The organism is Mycolicibacterium sp. CBM1 (assembly GCF_054073305.1).
In genome coordinates, this window is the sequence record NZ_JBSXPP010000020.1 from 69,932 (window position 1) to 86,891 (window position 16,960).

The 16,960-nt window shown below is 62.7% G+C and carries 17 protein-coding genes; 9 read left to right on the forward strand and 8 right to left on the reverse strand.

The genetic code is table 11. The features are described from left to right. Positions 1–20: 20 nt before the first annotated feature. A complete protein-coding gene (locus tag ACXDF8_RS22810) occupies positions 21–794 on the reverse strand; it encodes an FkbM family methyltransferase (protein ID WP_457225551.1) in 774 nt (257 codons plus the stop codon). Positions 795–1,097: 303 nt separating this feature from the next. Between ACXDF8_RS22810 and ACXDF8_RS22815 the strand changes: the two genes are divergently transcribed. Further along, positions 1,098–1,973 (forward strand): SMP-30/gluconolactonase/LRE family protein, encoded by an 876-nt coding sequence (locus ACXDF8_RS22815; RefSeq protein WP_457225579.1) that lies wholly within the window; start codon positions 1,098–1,100, stop codon positions 1,971–1,973. 57 nt (positions 1,974–2,030) lie between these two features. On the opposite strand, the gene ACXDF8_RS22820 is transcribed toward ACXDF8_RS22815, so the two are convergent. The 4 genes from ACXDF8_RS22820 to ACXDF8_RS22835 form a co-directional block, all read right to left on the reverse strand. After that, on the reverse strand, positions 2,031–3,407 hold the full coding sequence (locus ACXDF8_RS22820) for a right-handed parallel beta-helix repeat-containing protein (RefSeq protein WP_457225552.1): 1,377 nt from the start codon (positions 3,405–3,407) through the stop codon (positions 2,031–2,033). 320 nt (positions 3,408–3,727) lie between these two features. Then, entirely contained in the window at positions 3,728–4,879 is a 1,152-nt protein-coding gene (locus ACXDF8_RS22825; protein ID WP_457225553.1) for a glycosyltransferase family 4 protein, read from the reverse strand. A gap of 51 nt (positions 4,880–4,930) precedes the next feature. Then, complete coding sequence (locus tag ACXDF8_RS22830; protein WP_457225554.1) at positions 4,931–5,884, reverse strand: glycosyltransferase family 2 protein; 954 nt, start codon at positions 5,882–5,884, stop codon at positions 4,931–4,933. A gap of 23 nt (positions 5,885–5,907) precedes the next feature. Beyond that, positions 5,908–6,906, reverse strand: coding sequence for a glycosyltransferase (locus tag ACXDF8_RS22835; RefSeq protein ID WP_457225555.1), 999 nt, complete (start codon positions 6,904–6,906; stop codon positions 5,908–5,910). Positions 6,907–7,061: 155 nt separating this feature from the next. Between ACXDF8_RS22835 and ACXDF8_RS22840 the strand changes: the two genes are divergently transcribed. From ACXDF8_RS22840 to ACXDF8_RS22875, 8 genes are all read left to right on the forward strand, one after another. Next, a complete protein-coding gene (locus tag ACXDF8_RS22840) occupies positions 7,062–7,643 on the forward strand; it encodes a D-sedoheptulose 7-phosphate isomerase (RefSeq protein WP_457225556.1) in 582 nt (193 codons plus the stop codon). A 3-nt stretch (positions 7,644–7,646) separates the two neighbouring features. Continuing rightward, positions 7,647–8,252 carry an HAD family hydrolase gene (locus tag ACXDF8_RS22845; RefSeq protein WP_457225557.1) on the forward strand — a complete coding sequence of 202 codons (606 nt, stop codon included), beginning with the start codon at positions 7,647–7,649 and terminating at the stop codon, positions 8,250–8,252. Next, entirely contained in the window at positions 8,249–9,319 is a 1,071-nt protein-coding gene (locus tag ACXDF8_RS22850) for a GHMP family kinase ATP-binding protein (RefSeq protein WP_457225558.1), read from the forward strand. The genes ACXDF8_RS22845 and ACXDF8_RS22850 overlap by 4 nt, the downstream gene beginning before the upstream one ends. Positions 9,320–9,357: 38 nt before the next feature. After that, positions 9,358–10,044: a sugar phosphate nucleotidyltransferase gene (locus tag ACXDF8_RS22855; protein WP_457225559.1), complete on the forward strand. Its 687-nt coding sequence runs from the start codon at positions 9,358–9,360 to the stop codon at positions 10,042–10,044. 238 nt (positions 10,045–10,282) lie between these two features. Beyond that, complete coding sequence (locus ACXDF8_RS22860; RefSeq protein ID WP_457225560.1) at positions 10,283–11,398, forward strand: DUF1972 domain-containing protein; 1,116 nt, start codon at positions 10,283–10,285, stop codon at positions 11,396–11,398. A 123-nt stretch (positions 11,399–11,521) separates the two neighbouring features. Then, positions 11,522–12,052 (forward strand): arsenate reductase/protein-tyrosine-phosphatase family protein, encoded by a 531-nt coding sequence (locus ACXDF8_RS22865; protein WP_457225580.1) that lies wholly within the window; start codon positions 11,522–11,524, stop codon positions 12,050–12,052. Positions 12,053–12,189: 137 nt separating this feature from the next. Next, positions 12,190–13,683: a sugar transferase gene (locus ACXDF8_RS22870; RefSeq protein ID WP_457225581.1), complete on the forward strand. Its 1,494-nt coding sequence runs from the start codon at positions 12,190–12,192 to the stop codon at positions 13,681–13,683. 151 nt (positions 13,684–13,834) lie between these two features. Beyond that, positions 13,835–14,830 carry an endonuclease/exonuclease/phosphatase family protein gene (locus ACXDF8_RS22875; protein ID WP_457225561.1) on the forward strand — a complete coding sequence of 332 codons (996 nt, stop codon included), beginning with the start codon at positions 13,835–13,837 and terminating at the stop codon, positions 14,828–14,830. Positions 14,831–14,880: 50 nt separating this feature from the next. On the opposite strand, the gene rplA is transcribed toward ACXDF8_RS22875, so the two are convergent. The 3 genes from rplA to nusG form a co-directional block, all read right to left on the reverse strand. Beyond that, positions 14,881–15,591: a 50S ribosomal protein L1 gene (gene rplA / locus ACXDF8_RS22880; RefSeq protein WP_457225562.1), complete on the reverse strand. Its 711-nt coding sequence runs from the start codon at positions 15,589–15,591 to the stop codon at positions 14,881–14,883. Positions 15,592–15,689: 98 nt separating this feature from the next. Next, the gene (gene rplK / locus ACXDF8_RS22885; protein ID WP_457225563.1) at positions 15,690–16,118 is read right to left on the reverse strand and encodes a 50S ribosomal protein L11; all 429 of its coding nucleotides are present in this window, start codon (positions 16,116–16,118) and stop codon (positions 15,690–15,692) included. A gap of 37 nt (positions 16,119–16,155) precedes the next feature. Next, the gene (gene nusG / locus ACXDF8_RS22890) at positions 16,156–16,950 is read right to left on the reverse strand and encodes a transcription termination/antitermination protein NusG (protein ID WP_457225564.1); all 795 of its coding nucleotides are present in this window, start codon (positions 16,948–16,950) and stop codon (positions 16,156–16,158) included. Positions 16,951–16,960 lie beyond the last annotated feature (10 nt).

Consider the following 16,960-nt stretch of genomic DNA (forward strand, 5'->3'; position numbering starts at 1 on the left):
CTTGGCGGCGAACCGACGGCTCAGCCATCCACGAACGAGCCGAGGACGCGCCGCAGCCTCGAACCATAGCGGCGGAGGCACCGGGTTGCGTCGTCGCGCTCGCGGAAAGCGAGCACATTGCCCCAACACTTGTCGACGTCTGCCGGAGGGGCGGTGTACAACCCCCGCCACCGATGTGCCGTGCCGTACTCGACGATGGGTTCCCAAACCGAGTAGACAAGGTGATACCCGAGCGCTTCGACATACGAACTGCTGTCGGTCAGAGAGTAACCCAAGGGCACCGTCTTGCGGTCTTCGAATTCGTAGAGAACGAAGCGTGGAGAGTAACTCCAATCAAATCCCTTGAGCGCAAAGTAATCGAATCCCTCTATATCAACCTTGAGGAAATCGACGTTCTCGACTTTCCGGGCGCGCAGATCCTCCGCAAGGGTCACCAGATCGACGTGTGCCGTGGCCTCATGTGAATCGTGAAACGGCGACAGCGTACTCACCCCAGTCGATACCGATGACGTGAACAGCGACACCTGATTGGCAGGCTTGTCTGACACGCCGGAGGTAGACAGCTGAACGCGAGGATTGTCGCCGATTCGACGTTCGAATTCTCGGCGGTTCGAAGGGTCGGGTTCGTACGCCACGACCGACCAGCCTTTGTCGAGAAACTCCGCCGTCACCGTGCCGACATGTGCGCCGACATCAACTAGGACGCATCGTGAGGAATCCGAGCGGGTCGACGCCAGGTTCGCGATCATCTCCGGCTCATCGATCCAGTTCCAGTGAGCCAGTTCTCGCTTCACAGCCCGGAGCCGTCGGGCCAACGGCGCTGGAAGCCGCCCGACAATAGCTGATCTCGTCTTCCCCACGCACGAAACCTAACACGGCGCGTGCCGACCTGAGATGTTCAGAGAAGCCGCACATCAACCAATACGCGGGGACCTCGCAGGCAGTGTTGGCTGGTCTTGACCCATCCCGACCCTCCGATGTTCACCGTCCGAACCGGGGGCCTGCATTCGCCCACCTGTCCAAACCTCTGTCGCCCACGACCGCCGCGGGCAGATACTAGTTACGATTACAACGATGCCGACGCTCGAGACACGCCGATGACAGTCTCCTCCCGGCTGACACCGCCGGTGACACACCATGGGGAAGGTCCATTCTGGGATCTGCGCCGCAACCGACTGATGTGCATGGATGTGTTGGCGGCCGCTGTCGTGACGATCGAAACAGACGGCAGCATCGATCGGCACCCGGTACCAAGCCGAGCGGCAACGGCGATCAGAGCCTGCCGCGACCACGGATTCGTCATATCGACCGAGCGGGGGGTGGTCCTTGCTGACGACGACCTGGTTACTTTCGAGCACTTTGCGACGGTGACCGACGACCCGACCGTGCGCACCAACGACGGCGGATGTGACCCACTCGGGGCCTTCATCATCGGCACGATGCCCTACGACGAAAGTCCCGGACGCGGCGCCGTCTACCGCGTCACTCCCGACCGGAAAGTGACCGAAATCCTTGCACCGGTTTCCATTTCAAACGGTGTGCAGTGGCCGGAAGACGACCGCGCACGCGTCTATTACGTAGATACGCCAACCCGACGAGTCGATACTTTCGATGTCGACCTCGACACCGGCGCGTGGTCGGGCCGGCGAACCCACATAGCTGTCGAAGACGTGCCGGGTGTACCGGATGGCATGGCCATCGACGAGGAAGGCGGCTTATGGGTAGCTTTCTGGGGCGGCGGAGCCGTCAACCACTACGACAGCTCCGGCCGGCTGGTCGAGACGGTCGAAGTACCCGGTGTCAGCCAGGTGAGCTCCTGCACCTTCGGCGGGGAGGACCACAGTGTCCTCTACATAACGACATCGAGGCAGGGACTGGCCCCGGACCAAGAACCCGATGCCGGCGCTGTGTTCGTGTGGCACACGACAGTTCGCGGCGCCAACCAGCACGAGTTCGCCTACACGCGATCATGAGCGATCAGGGTTCGGCGATCGATGCCGCCCGCTGCTGCCAGTGACGGGACCGGTGAATTAGACGATCTCGAAAACGGAGCCGGCTTCGCGGCCCGTTTCAGCTTGCCAGTCCACGTAGTCCTCGACAGTCTCGGGGCGTTGAAACTCGATCTTCTGCCCAGCCTTCAACCGGATCGAATTGTCGTAGGTCGCATAACCCACCGGCTCGTGGGAATGGTAACTGTAGGCGACATACGCGTTATCGAAAACATTGTTTCGTATGGTGATGTCGGCGGGTGTATCCCACACATAGGTGAGCAGATGGACACGCACATTCTGATCCGGGCGAACGTCTGAAAATGCGGAATAGCCCGCACGCTCGCAGTTATTTCCCTCGATCAGGATGCGCTGAAACCCCGAAGCGGACTCACTGCCCTTCGACCAGAATTCGAAAGACTGGCTGCAATCGTGGATGTAGTTGCCCCGAACAGTGATGTCTTCCCAACCACTCGCAGACCCGGCGTCGCCCTGGGCGCTCCACGCGACGTCGTAGACCTGCGCGATCTCATTGTTCTCGACGTTCCAGCGCTTGGCTCCCACCCAGGACTGAATCCCATTTCCGTAGCGCCGATTTGTCCCATCCTGCAGGAGCGAACCGCCAATATAGTCAACCGTGCAGTCCTTAATGTTCACGTCTTCTGCGGAGCCATGGATACCGCAGCCTCCCGTGCCGGTGATGTGCACATCGTGAATATTGTTCGACCCCGCCATACAAGAGATGACGCAGCCAGTTGCACCACCTGCATTACCGTTCGGCGCCGCCTTGATGTCCGCTGCCAACGTCGTGGGGTTCGCCGGAGCCGCGACAAACAAGGTGTGGCCGGGAATATCGCAATAAAAGTCCCAGGGCTCACTCAGTTCGGAGTAGTCCAGCTTCAATGCGGGCTTCACAGTTCCGTCGACGACCAGATAGCCGATATTGGCGTCATTGGACCATGTATAACCGTCGTGCGTATTGGGCGCACCGAGGTCGATTTTCCAGACGTTGTCAGTGTCTTTGACCCACCCATCGGGACGATTCAGTAGCTTCTCCATCGTCAGGACCGGTCGCTCACCGGCCCCGTACGCCCCGACTTCGCATCCGAACGGCAGCTTCAGTTCACCGTAGAAGGTATCGCCCCGGCGGAAGAGCACTGTCGACCCTTTGTCGGGCAGGGCCGCATTCACCTTCTGAATGGTTGCCCAGGCCGTCTCGGGAGTCAGGCCGTCCGCATCATCGCTGCCGGTCTTCGCGACGAAGAACGTCGGCCGCGAAGGGGCGTCACCGGCCGTCGAGGCTGCGGCAAACGGAGCCTCGGTCAGTTCCAGAATCGGCAACGCTGCGGCCGCAGTGGTGATCCAGACTGCGTTTCGCAGTAACACACGACGGGAAAGAGACCGGCCCATCTGCGGCACAACCCTCTCGCTTGCGTCATCAGTTCGACATCCTGCTCGGCTCTTGCCGAGCGGCCCCCTTTGATCACAGTCTACGAACGCCGCGAAGTGGTCGCAGCTGCGACACAAATGGGTATCAGGTCGCCAGCCCGTGCGGCAGCCTGTCGAATACCTCGGACACTACGCGGCTCAATCCCCTGCGACCTGGCACGACGGCCCATATCGCGGACTAGGAGAGGGTTGCGGAATCCACGCTCCGACGAGTGCTCGTCCACATTGTTGCGTTGGTCACTGCGGCGCCGCTTACGCCTACGGGAGGCGCCACATGACCACACGCTGCCTCACGTTGATCGCTTGAGTAGCTGATCCCATACACTCAGGTAAGTATCGACCGTGCGGTCCCAGCTGAAGTGCGAGCGGATTAGCTCCTTCGCTGCTTGGCCGAGGTCGCTAGCGCGTGCGGGGTCACGCATCAGCTCGATCACGCGAACAGCCAGTTCTGCGGGGTTCTCTCCGATCAGCGCATGCTCACCGTTTTGCAGCCCGACGATCGGTTCGGCACTCTGCGGGTTCAGCACGACAGGGCACCCCATGGCCATCGCTCGGATCGCCTTCATGAGGATTCCGGCTTCCACCATCGCCGGCGCCAGCGTGACCGCCGCATGCCGGAACTCATCGTCATAGTCGGCAACCTCGCCGATAACCGTCACGCCCGGGCTGGACTCCAGGTCGAGCACACGGGGACCGGGTCGTGCACCGAAGATACGGAGCGAGGCGTCGGGTAACTCAGCGCGCACCAGCGGCCAGACCTCCCTGGCCAGATAGAGCGCGGTCATCTCGTTCTCCAAGCGCCACATGGCGCCGCCGAAGCACGCAACGTACGCCCGATCCCCCGCCCACCCTGCCGGCGGTGGATCGACTCCCAGCGGTGCAACCTCGACGATTCGGCCCGCTCCGGCGATCTTCCGTCGGTCGCGATCGTTGAAAACGAACAGCGCGTCGATCTGCTCGAGAATCGCGTCTCTCAAGCGCAGGGTCTTCGCCCGCTCCAGCCGCTGCAACCAGAAACGCAGCATGGAGAGTTCCGATCTCGGCTGCACAGCGACCTCGCCTGGCAGATCATGCAGCGTCAGGCTGGTCGGTGCGAGCCGACTGGCTCGCAGCAGGGGTTCGGCAGTCTGGACGTATTCGGCATGCAGTATGTCGGGGTTGACGACCTCGGCGATCGCGATCGCTTCGTCGGTCGACGTTCGCGACCACGAACCGCGCGCCGCATAGGGATAACGGTGCAACCGGTCGATCTGTCGCGGACACACCTTCGAGCCCGCGTGGTACGTAACCCCGTCCATACGCCAGCTTTCCTTGCCACTGCACTGTTGACCAGGTGCATAAACGTGTAGATCCGTGTGTCGGGCGAGGGCAGTCACCAGCGGCAGCGCAATGTCATTCGCCGCATGATCGTGAGGTATCAACGGCGAATAAGGCGTGAGCATAAGAACTCTCATCGCGCACTCACGCACCCTCGGTGTTGATCATGTGCGTTGTCATTCAACCTGCTCGGCGCCTGGGGCAGCCTGGATCTGCGACTGCCTGAGTCCGTCAAAAGTTCCCCTGACGACTGCCCTGGCCTTCCTTAGCCGTTCACTTCGTTCGCGAAGAAGCGCCCACCCGAGGGGGCGAAGCGACTCGACACCGCCTCGTCCGACGACCAGCCGCCGAGGAGACATCCCGATGTCCCTGGCGAAGGTAAATCGGTTACGCGCCGTCCAGTAATAGAAGGTCGTGCTCCTGCCGGACCCCGACGAACCACCGACTTCGTGCCACAACCGCGCGGCGGGAACCACGCCTAGCCGCACGCCTAATTGCCCGGCACGCCAGCACAAGTACGTGTCTTCCCAGTAGAGGAAGTAATGGCGCGGAAAGCCGCCGACCGCACGGAAGGTGGACGCCTGCATCATCGGCGACGTGCCTGTGATGAACTCGGTAGTGAAGGGACGCTCGGGTGCTTCTTCCAAACGCGCCCCGTGCAGCTGATGACGCACACGCAGCTCTCGCGTGCTGATCGTCCCACCGCAGTACCAGATCGCCTCATCGTCGCCCCCGCCGCTGAAGATCAGCGGAGACACGACGTCGAAGCCCCCCTTGTCGAGTTCCTCCTCGAGGAGCCGCAGGCAGTGCGCGTTCGGCCTGGTGTCCGAGTTCAGGAACCACAGGACATCCCGGTCATCGATGTCGTCTCGGTCGGCTAAGAGGTTGTTTCCAACACCGAACCCCAGGTTGACATCACTGAGCTGGAGTGTGACACCGGGCAAACCGTCCAGCCCGGCCTGCAGCGCACGCCGGTTCTCCGGAGTAGAGCCGTTGTCCAGAACGTGCACGGTAATGACGCGCCCGCCCGGCGTCTGCCGCGGAAACAGACGGACAAGACGAGACGTCAGCTCCGGAGTGTTGTAGTGAACCGTCAAAACCCGGAGCGCACCAGCTTCGTTGCTGCTCATCAGATTAGCGCCGTCCGCGTGGACTACCGTTCGAGCAGCTTTCGCCATTCTTGCGTCCCCCGAATCGAATAGGCTGCCGCGGATGACAATTGGTCAGAGGTGGCATTGACGGCAGCCTCGACCGCCGCCAGCCAGGAACTAGGGTCGTCCCACTCGTCAACACCGCCGGGAAACGCCACGCCCAGGACCGACTCCAGGAAGCCCGTTCGGCGGCCGACCACAGGTACACCTGCTTCCAGCGCACGCAACGCCACCCCACTTTGGAAGTAGTACCGATACGGCAAGAGGACAACCGCGGCAGACCCTAACAACTCGCCGAACTCTTGCTCACTCATGAATCGATCGATCACGCGCCAACCGGGTATCGCCGGCCATCCGCGCCCTGCCACGGTTGGTTGCCACCCGCCGGCGCTCAGCACTGGGGCGATCGCCGCCATCGCGTCGAGATCGCGGGCGGGCTTGTACTGACCCAACACCAGGACCGTCTCGCTCGAGAGCCGATTGGCGTGCACATCGGGCGCTCTCATCGGGTGTGGCGCGAGGTGCACCCGCTCGGGGCTGAAATACCTCGCGGTGATCGACTGCGCCTCGGGACTCATGGTAACGAGGTGAGGTGACGCCGAGCCGGAAAGCCGGGCCGCCCGCAGCGCCGCTCGAGGCGTCAAGCCATTCTGCCGTACGAGCGGTTCCGGGTCGTGCATTGCGATCAAGGTTCGATGATGCTCATGACGCCACAGCGGCATCTCCCACCAGCCCAGGAGCGGCCAGGCAACGACGTTGGGGCCACCGGCAGCGACGTAACGCCGAGCATTCCACACGTGAGCCCCAAGCGCGCAAACCTTAGCGAGCTTGTCGCCGCCAACCTCGCCGTCACGCGACCGCAGCCGTTCGGTGGTGACACCACCTCCCTCCAAGGACTCGACGAGCCGTTCAACGAAATGCTCGGATACCTTGTGCAAAGGGCTATAGATCCGTACGGGAGATGCCGCTGGCGGGCTCGGGTTGCCCTTGGCGCCGTTCACCGTAGTGTTTCGTGCATCCATTCGTTTCCGTCTTAGAGGAGCGGACGTCTCAGCAGGCGTCTAATATGAGACTAACATCTGGCTTCCATTGCTACCGACTAAGTGCGTCCGTGGTGAACGACTCCAATCCGCGCCGATATCGAAAGGGATTGAGCATGAGAACTCTGGAGGAGATCTTCACGGAGACGATCGCCGTGAAGAATCGGATCTTGAATGAGCCAGGACTGCTGGAAACAGCCCGCGCAGTCGGGGACCGACTGATCGCCGGCTATCGTTCTGGAGCTCGGGTGTTCATGTGCGGCAACGGCGGGAGTGCGGCGGACGCTCAGCATTTTGCCGCCGAGCTAACCGGCCATTTCATTTTCGATCGGCCCCCCTTGGGTGCTGAAGCGCTGCACGGCAATTCGTCGCACGTGACGGCAGTTGCTAACGACTACGACTACGACACCGTGTTTGCGCGCGCACTGCAGGCATCCGCCCGTCCCGGCGACACTCTTGTCGCGATCAGCACGTCGGGCAACTCGCCCAATGTACTACGTGCGGCAACCGCAGCCCGCGAGTTGGGAGTGACGGTGGTCGCCATGACGGGTGAGAGCGGCGGCAAACTCGCAGAATTGGCCGACTATTTGATCAATGTTCCCTCGCGCGACACCGGGAGAATTCAAGAATCGCATATTGTGTTTATCCATGCAATTTCCGAACATGTTGAATACGCAATGTTCGCGCCGCAGGACTAACCATTGCCGGTTAGAAATTGCATTAACGATCTTATTGCCGATCGCACCCATCGGGAATGGTGTCTTTTTGTCGATCGCGACGGCGTAATCAATCGACAGATCGTAGGCGACTATGTGCGTAGTTTGTCGGACTTCGAATGGCTACCTGGAGCACGGCAGGCCTTGGGCATCCTCAAGGCCTGGGCGCCGCATCTAGTCGTCGTCACCAACCAGCAGGGGGTCGGCAAAGGCCTGATGAGCCTGGACGACGTCGCCGACATTCACCGGCACATCCAGGAAGACTTGAGCCAAGACGGCGTGGCGCTCGACGACTTTCAGGTATGCCCTCATCTCGAATCAGAACGGTGTCGGTGCCGCAAGCCGCAACCGGGACTCATCCTGGATTGGCTGGCGAAGCATCCAGGTGTCGAGCCGTCGCTGAGCATCGTGGTGGGCGACAGCCCGAGCGACATGGAATTGGGGCAGAACGTCGCGACTGCTGCTCACCGTTGTGTCAGTATTGCAATCGGGGGGCGAGCAGGTCTTAGGGAGTTCGCCGACGCATCATTTGTTTCCCTCTGGGACTTCGCAGTCGCAGTCGGACGTGCGAGGGAGGAACTGGGCGCATGACCGTTGTTCGGGGGCGAGCCCCTTTGAGGCTCGGACTTGGTGGTGGCGGCACCGATGTCGACCCATATTCGAAAGAATTTGGCGGACGAATTCTGAACGCGACGATCGACCGCTATGCCTACGCGTTCGCCGAGCGCGCCGAGGTCGGTGAGGTTGCCTTTCGATCACCCGACCGCGATCGTGCCGGCAAAGCAGGCACCGACGAATTGGCATCGCTTGAGGGCGACTTCCCCCTGCATGTCGCGGTGTACCGCCGTGTCGTGAAGGAGTTCAACGGTGGGAGACCGTTCCCCCTGAAACTGGCCACCCAGGTCGATGCGCCGCCAGGGTCCGGCTTGGGCTCGTCGTCTGCATTGGTGGTGGCAATGCTGGTGACGACATGCGAACTGATCGGCTCGACTCCCGGGCCCTATGAGCTCGCGCGGTTGGCGTGGGAGATAGAACGCGTCGATCTCGGGATGGCAGGCGGCTGGCAGGACCACTATGCGGCCGCATTCGGCGGCTTCAACTACATGGAATCACGCCCGGACGGTGACGGCGATGTAGTGGTCAACCCCTTGCGGATCAGGCGCGAGGTGATCGCGGAGTTGGAGGCCTCACTCCTTCTCTACTTCGGCGGAGTGTCCAGGCTGTCGTCGGAAGTCATTGCGGAGCAACAACGTAACGTGGAACGCCGCGACGAGGACGCGCTCGAGGCCACCCACGCGCTTCGTGCGGAGGCGCTGGAGATGAAGGATCTCCTGGTGGTGGGTGACATACCCGGCTTCGCCGAATCACTCCTACGGGGGTGGGAGGCAAAGAAGCGGCTGGCATCGCGAATTTCGAACCCGACAATCGAGCGGGCCTACCAGGTGGCGCAGTCGAGCGGCATGGTGGCCGGCAAGGTCTCCGGTGCAGGCGGAGGTGGCTTCCTAATGATGATTGTCGATCCACGACGTCGTATTGAGGTTGTCCGCAACCTCGAACAGCAGTGCGGCGGCTCCGTGGCACCGTGCTTGTTCACCAAGAACGGCGCGGCGACATGGCGCCTGCCGTCTCGGCCGGCCAAACGCCCTGCCGGCAGCTGACCGCCGTCATCCGAGGGAGAGGCTGCCCGATGCAACTGGTGGTGCTCGCCGGCGGTTTCGGTACCAGGTTGCGCGGATCGATTCCCGACGGACTACCGAAGCCCATGGCGCCAATCGGCGGCCGACCATTTCTCGAACATCTACTCGATCGATCAATTGATCAGGGAATCAACCGAATTCACCTCCTCGTAGGCTACGCCGGGCATGTCATCAGCGGGCATTTCGGAGTCTCCTATCGCGACGTTCCGATCACCTATAGCACAGAGGACACCCCCCTCGGCACCGGCGGAGCGCTCAAGGCCGCCGTCGAACACCTCCAGAAGGAGTTCGTCCTTGCCAACGGTGACACATTCGCCGACGTCGACTTCGGGGCGCTTCTCTCGCTGCTAGGCCCTGGGCCGCTGAGCATGACCGTTGCACCGATCGAAGACGCGTCCCGCTACGGCAGCGTTGTCACCGACGGCAACGTGGCGATCGGCTTTCGAGAGAAGGGACGGACCGGCCCTGGATTGGTGAACGCGGGTACTTACGGGTGCCGCCGCGACCTGATCGACTGGCTGCCCGATCGCCCCTCGTTCTCGTTCGAGACGGACTTCCTCGACAAAGAACTCGCCGCGTTGCGTCCGCGATTTCAGACTGTCCAGTCGGGGATCGTCGACATCGGCACACCGGAAGCGTACGAACTGGCCAACACAAGGGCGGACCACGACCCAGGAGGCCGGTGATATCGGCTCAATCGAAGGCGGCGATGTGGCCACTGCCGACTCGGCAAGCACCCTCGCAATCGGATCACTACAGATTAGGCCTGACGATCCGCGATCAACCGAATGGCGTTGTTGTGCAACCACGAAGCGTGGGAGTCGTGAATCCAACGGAGGCGCCGCCAAGACCGCGCCTATGGTGTAATCGCTGCACACCACGACGGGGGCCCAACAGATTGGAGAAGTGGTGCCATCAGTAGCTGTGATCGGAACACGCGGTTATCCGAGTTATTACGGCGGATTTGAGACGGCAGTCCGCAAACTCGCCCCCTACCTAGCCGACAAGGGCTGGGACGTCACTGTGTATTGCCGCCATGGCGCCACACGGCTTGACGATCCGGACCTGGACACCAGGATCTCCACAAGATTGACCCGCGGCTTCGAGACCAAGAGCTTGAGCACACTGTCGTATGGACTCACCTCGAGCCTCGACGCCGCGATCCGCGGCCATGACGTGGCCCTTGTGTTCAACGTGGGCAACGGGTATTTCCTGCCGTTCCTCAAAGCCCGTGGAATCCCCACACTGGTCAATGTCGATGGCATCGAATGGGAACGCGCCAAGTGGAACCCCCTCGCGAAACTCGTGTTCCGCGCCGGCGCGGGATGCACCGCAAAGTGGGCTGACGGGCTGGTTTACGACGCTCGCGCCATCGAAACGTACTGGCAGCAAAAGTTCGGACTCGACGGGGCGTTCATTCCGTACGGCTCGGAGGTGCCACCTCCGCTGCCGGTGCCGGACGGCTTGGAGCACCGCGGCTACGTACTGAGTGTGTGCAGACTCGTGCCCGAGAACAGCATCCCCGAGTTCTTTGCAGCGGTTCCCGAGATCGCTTCCAAGTACCCCGTGGTCATCGTGGGAAGCTCGGGTTACGCCGACGGATGGGACGCAGCGGCACGGCAACTCGCCGACGATCATCCGTCGGTCCGGTGGCTGGGGCATATCAGCGACTACTCGCTGCTTCTCGCGCTGTGGCAACACGCCGGGGTGTACTTTCACGGCCACACTGTTGGCGGAACCAATCCGACACTGGTACAGGCAATGGCTGCTGGGGCACCGATTCTTGCTCGCGACACTATCTACAGCCGTGAGGTTCTCGGTTCGGCAGGTCAGTTCGTGACGCCCGACCCGAGCGAGATCGCCGCGACCATTCTCGCGATGATGGCAAGCCCTGAGAACTTGGATGAGGCTTGCCGGGCAAATGTCAAGCGCGCAACTGAGCACTACTCGTGGGAGCAGGTCTGCGCCGACTATGAACAGAACCTTCGGGAACTCGCCACCGGCGCCCGTCGTAGGCGTGCCGCCCGGAAAGGGCGATGACGGGGCTCGACCAACCGTGGCCCAGTTCAACGTCAACGCCGCAAGCCTGTCGAAGTCCTAGGATTGGGCGAACCAGCACATCACCTCGGGGCGCGGCCAGTCAGTAAGGAAGGTGGCATAGTCCTGCACGTTCTTTTCGTTTGCACCGGAAATATCTGCCGATCGCCGATCGCCGAGCGTCTGGCTGCCGCCCAAGCCGAAAGACTCGGAATCTCTGGCTTCACCGCGTCCAGCGCGGGTACCCGCGCAGTGGTCTCCCACCCGATTCAACGCGAAGCGGCCGGAGTGCTCAAGGCGCTTGGGGGCGATCCGTCAAACTTTGCCGCCCGCCAGCTCACGACGAGAATCGCACGCGAGGCGGATCTCGTCCTGACCATGACACGCGCCCATCGTGACGTCGTTTTGGAGCTCGCGCCGCGGCAGCTGCACAAGACCTTCACACTCACCGAAGCAGCCCGACTGACCTCGGAATATCAGCCGATCACCATCGCTGACCTGGCTGTGCTTCGACCCCGAGTCCCCGTACGAGACCTACCAGACATTCCCGACCCCATCGGAGGGCCACCGGAGTTCTTCACCATTGTCGGCGCCCAGATCGCCGATGCTCTGCAGCCCGTTATACAACTTTGCCGTCGTGCGTCGACCCAGACATAGAGATCCTTGCGGTCGAGAATGAACAGCTCCGTCGGGGTTTTAAGGGCGTCCATTCGCTTTGCGCGACTCCGCCGTCCATGAGATGCTCATCACGGGTCGATAACGTCTCTGCTGGGAGGCAGGCGTTCGGGGGGGATATGACTGCAGTAAACGATCCGCTGGTAACGCCAGTAGTCAGCGGCGGCTCGGCGCCGGATTCTGTTCAATCCTGGCAGCTGCGATATTCACACCGGCTCGCCGTTGTCGACCTGCTGGCTGTCGTGTCGGCGGTCGGCTTGGCCCAGTGGCTGCGCTTCGGCGCTATCCCCGGTACCGACTACAGCGTCAGGTACTCCAACTACCTGGTGGTGTCCGTCGCCATCGCCATCGCGTGGATGGCGGCGCTATCGATCAATCACTCTCGCTCACCGCGGATCGTCGGCTCAGGAGCTGAGGAATATCGCCGCGTCTGGGTGGGCACCCTGGCGGTGTTCGGCGGTATTGCGATCATCTCCATGCTGTTCAAGCTCGAGATCGCCCGAGGCTATCTGACCATCGCGCTCCCAGCCGGGATCATCCTCCTCGGGATGTTCCGGTGGGCGGCGCGGCGCGTCGTCGTGCACGCGAGGCAGAAACATGGCCATTGCATCACCCGCGTCGTCGTCGTCGGCAGTGCACCCGCGGTCCGCGACCTGACGCAGTCGCTGGCACGCGAGCAGTGGTCGGAGTATCAGGTGGTGGGCGCGTGCATCCCCGGATCTCGCAGCGGCACCAAGCTCGATGTGCCCGGTGTCCGAGCAATACCGACCTTCGGGGACGAATCGAACGTCGTCGGCGCAGTCACCGCGACCAACAGCCACGCCGTCGCGATTACCGCCACCGAACGGCTTGACGGACGTGGGATCCGGGATCTGTCCTGGGACCTCGAAAAGCTCAATATCGACCTGCTCGTTTCCCCAGGCGTCGTCGACGTCGCGGGACCCCGGTTGCAAATGCGGCCGATCGCAGGCCTGCCACTGATCCACGTCGAGAAGCCGCAGTACCACGGCGCCAAACGGTTCCAGAAGCGGATGTTCGACGTTGTCTTCTCCGGCTTGGTTCTTCTTTGCGGCCTTCCGGTGCTGGTCGCGATAGCTATCGCCATCAAGCTGACCAGCAAGGGCCCTGTCTTCTACCGCCAAGAGCGGATCGGAATGGACGGTCAGGCGTTCGAGATGATCAAGTTCCGCACGATGGTCGATGGCGCGGACAAGATGGTCGACGGGCTGGCGGATATGAACGAATGCGAAGGCGGCATCCTGTTCAAGATCCGCGCCGATCCCCGCGTCACACCGGTCGGCCGATTCCTCCGCAAGTACAGTCTTGACGAGATCCCACAGTTCATCAACGTCTTCAAGCGAGACATGAGCGTTGTGGGGCCGCGCCCGCCGCTGGCCAACGAGGTGAAGTCCTACGATGACTACGCCAGGCGCCGCCTGCTGGTCCGCCCGGGAATAACTGGACTCTGGCAAGTCAGCGGCCGTTCTGACCTGTCCTGGGAGGATTCGGTCCGGTTGGATCTGTTCTATGTGGAGAACTGGTCCATGGTGTCCGACCTACTGATCGCCGTGAAGACTGTCCGCGCAGTCCTCGGCCACAGCGGCGCATACTGAGCCGCACCTAACCCTGGACAACGTCGTCCGCTGATAGCCTGCCGACATCCGCAGGCGCCCAGGGAGACGTGCGCCTGTGTCCGGCAGGCGCCGGCCCAAATGCCAGCCTGCCGTCGACCATCACGATCGGCGAAGGGCGGGCGCCTACCACATGCAGCGTCGGACTCGCCTGAGCCTGCTGTCGGTTCTCGCCGTCGCCGTGCTGGTCTTCACCGCGGCAGCCCTCATCGCCCGCGCGCGGCCGATATCGACCATTCCCGAGCTGATCTTGGCCGTAGGGTCGCCGTACGTGTTTCTGGCCGCCCTGGCTGGACTGGTCATCGCCGTCACCTGCCGCCGAGTCCTCCTGTCGGTTGTCGCCGTCACCGTGCTGACGGCCGCGCTGACAGTGCAGCTTTCGTGGTATTACCTGGGCCAGCCGCTTAATATGGGTGCTTACAAGGACATTCGGATGCTCTCTTCGAATCTGCGGCACGGGCACGCCGACGCGGGCTTCCTCGTCACGCTTGCGGAGCACAACGCCGACGTCATCACCGTGGCCGAGCTGACGCCCGAGTCCGCGCTACGCCTGACCAAAGCGGGTATAGACAAAGCCTTCCCGTACTCACACCTGCTCCCCGCACCCAAAGCCGGCGGCATCGGCATGTGGAGCCGTTACCCGCTGAGCGTGCTGTCCGTGCCCCGGCACCGCGGGGTGCAAATGCCCGCCGCCCGCGTGCAGGTGCCCGGACTGCGGTTCGAGCCGCTACTCGCCAGCGTCCACGTCTACTCCCCAGTCGCCGGCGAGAACAACACCGTCGGCGAGTGGCGGGGCGGAATGGCCGGCGCCAAAGTGCAATTGGACAACTTCGCCCGCATCGCTGGACCTGCCGCGGTCATCATCGGTGGTGACTACAACAGCACCCCGGACATGCGGCAGTTCCGGGACCTCTTGACCGGCGGATACCGCGACGCCGTCCAACAAACGGGAGCGGGGTTCTCCCCGACCTTCCCATCAAACGAGTTCTATCCCCCGTTGATCACAATCGACCACGTGCTGACCCGTAATGCCACCGCCACCTCGGTGCGGACCATCACCGTCCCCGGCTCCGATCACCGGGCACTGCTGGTCACCGTCCGAGTGCCCCTCGACCCCACCGCTTCCTGAAGCGACGAATGGCCACCTACCGAAGTAGGTGGCCATTCGAGCGAAGTGCGTTATGCCTCTTCGGTGAAGTTCCGGATGACGGCCGGGTCGACCGGGATGCCCGGTCCCGTGGTCGTCGACACGGTGATCTTCTTCAGGTAGCGGCCCTTCGACGACGACGGCTTGGCCCGAAGCACCTCGTCGAGCGCGGCGCCGTAGTTCTCGACGAGCTTCTTCTCGTCGAACGAGGCCTTACCGATGACGAAGTGCAGGTTGGCCTGCTTGTCGACACGGAAGTTGATCTTGCCGCCCTTGATATCGGTGACGGCCTTGGCCACGTCCGGGGTGACGGTGCCGGTCTTGGGGTTCGGCATCAGACCACGCGGGCCCAGCACGCGGGCGATGCGTCCCACCTTGGCCATCTGATCGGGAGTGGCGATCGCGGCGTCGAAGTCGAGCATGCCGCCCTGGATCGCCTCGATCAGGTCGTCGCTACCGACGATGTCGGCGCCGGCTTCCTTGGCCTGCTCGGCCTTCTCGCCCACCGCGAACACCGCGACGCGTGCGGTCTTGCCGGTGCCGTTGGGCAGGTTGACGGTGCCACGCACCATCTGGTCAGCCTTGCGCGGGTCGACGCCCAGGCGGATTGCCACCTCGACGGTCGCATCCTGCTTCTTCGACGACGTCTCCTTGGCGAGCTTGGCCGCCTCGAGCGGGCTGTACAGCTTGCTCTTGTCCACCTTCTCGGCGGCTTCGCGGTATGCCTTGCTTGTCTTGCTCATTGCAGATTCCAATCTGTTTCGTTGGAGTCGTGGTCACTACGGGCCGATGCCAGCCCTGCCACGGATCGACGCTGTCTATTCGGCGCCGAACTACTTACTTATTCGACAGTGATGCCCATCGACCGGGCGGTGCCGGCGATGATCTTGGCAGCCTGGTCGATGTCGTTGGCGTTGAGATCTTCCTTCTTGGTCTCGGCGATCTCGCGCACCTGATCCCAGCTGACCTTCGCCACCTTGGTCTTGTGCGGCTCGGCCGAGCCCTTCTGGATGCCGGCAGCCTTGAGCAGCAGCCGGGCAGCTGGCGGAGTCTTCAGCGCGAAGGTGAAGCTGCGGTCCTCGTAGACGGTGATCTCCACGGGGATGACGTTGCCGCGCTGGCTTTCCGTCGCGGCGTTGTACGCCTTGCAGAACTCCATGATGTTGACGCCATGCTGGCCGAGCGCAGGGCCGACCGGCGGGGCGGGGTTGGCCTGCCCGGCCTGGATCTGCAGCTTGATCAGCCCGGCGACCTTTTTCTTGGGGGCCATTCGGGGTTCTTTCCTTTCTAGTGATCGCCGGAAGCGATCAGATCTTGGCGACCTGGTTGAAGGTCAGTTCGACGGGCGTCTCGCGACCGAAGATGGACACCAGCACCTTGAGCTTCTGCTGCTCGGCGTTGACCTCGCTGATGGATGCGGGCAGCGTCGCGAACGGCCCGTCCATGACCGTGACCGATTCGCCGACCTCGAAATCGACCAGGATCTCCGGCCGCTCCAGCGTGGCCTCGGAGGAGGATGCCGATGCAGCGGTTGATGCGGCCTTGCCCGGCTTCTTCGCCGCACCCTGCGGCAGCAGGAACTTCACCACGTCGTTGAGTGACAGCGCCGTGGGACGCGAGGTCGCGCCGACGAAGCCGGTCACACCGGGGGTGTTGCGGACCGCGGCCCAGGAGTCGTCGGTGAGTTCCATGCGTACCAGGATGTAGCCCGGCAACACCTTGCGGTTGACCTGCTTGCGCTGGCCGTTCTTGATCTCGGTGACCTCTTCGGTCGGCACCTCGACCTGGAAGATGTAGTCGCCCACGTCGAGGTTCTGCACGCGGGTCTCGAGGTTGGCCTTCACCTTGTTCTCGTAGCCGGCGTACGAGTGGATGACGTACCAGTCGCCCGGCTTGCTGCGCAGCTCAGCCTTGAGCGCGGCGGCCGGGTCGAGTTCCTCCTCGGCGGCCTCGCCGGCGGCTTCCGTCGGCTCAGCGTCAGGCGCAGCCTCGAGCTCAGGCTCGGCGGTGTCGGTCTCCGATGTCACCGCAGATGCGGCTTCGTCATCGATCACGTCGACAATCGCCTCACCCGTGGGCGTATCGCCTTCGGGGGTTGTCACGGTAGTCAGT

Coding starts and splice junctions, on each gene's coding strand:
- ACXDF8_RS22815 (WP_457225579.1), top strand. CDS start 1,098: ATGACAGTCTCCTCCCGGCTGACACCGCCGGTGACACACCATGGGGAA.
- ACXDF8_RS22825 (WP_457225553.1), bottom strand. CDS start 4,879: ATGCTCACGCCTTATTCGCCGTTGATACCTCACGATCATGCGGCGAAT.
- ACXDF8_RS22830 (WP_457225554.1), bottom strand. CDS start 5,884: ATGAGCAGCAACGAAGCTGGTGCGCTCCGGGTTTTGACGGTTCACTAC.
- ACXDF8_RS22840 (WP_457225556.1), top strand. CDS start 7,062: ATGAGAACTCTGGAGGAGATCTTCACGGAGACGATCGCCGTGAAGAAT.
- ACXDF8_RS22850 (WP_457225558.1), top strand. CDS start 8,249: ATGACCGTTGTTCGGGGGCGAGCCCCTTTGAGGCTCGGACTTGGTGGT.
- ACXDF8_RS22870 (WP_457225581.1), top strand. CDS start 12,190: ATGACTGCAGTAAACGATCCGCTGGTAACGCCAGTAGTCAGCGGCGGC.
- ACXDF8_RS22875 (WP_457225561.1), top strand. CDS start 13,835: ATGCAGCGTCGGACTCGCCTGAGCCTGCTGTCGGTTCTCGCCGTCGCC.
- rplA (WP_457225562.1), bottom strand. CDS start 15,591: ATGAGCAAGACAAGCAAGGCATACCGCGAAGCCGCCGAGAAGGTGGAC.
- rplK (WP_457225563.1), bottom strand. CDS start 16,118: ATGGCCCCCAAGAAAAAGGTCGCCGGGCTGATCAAGCTGCAGATCCAG.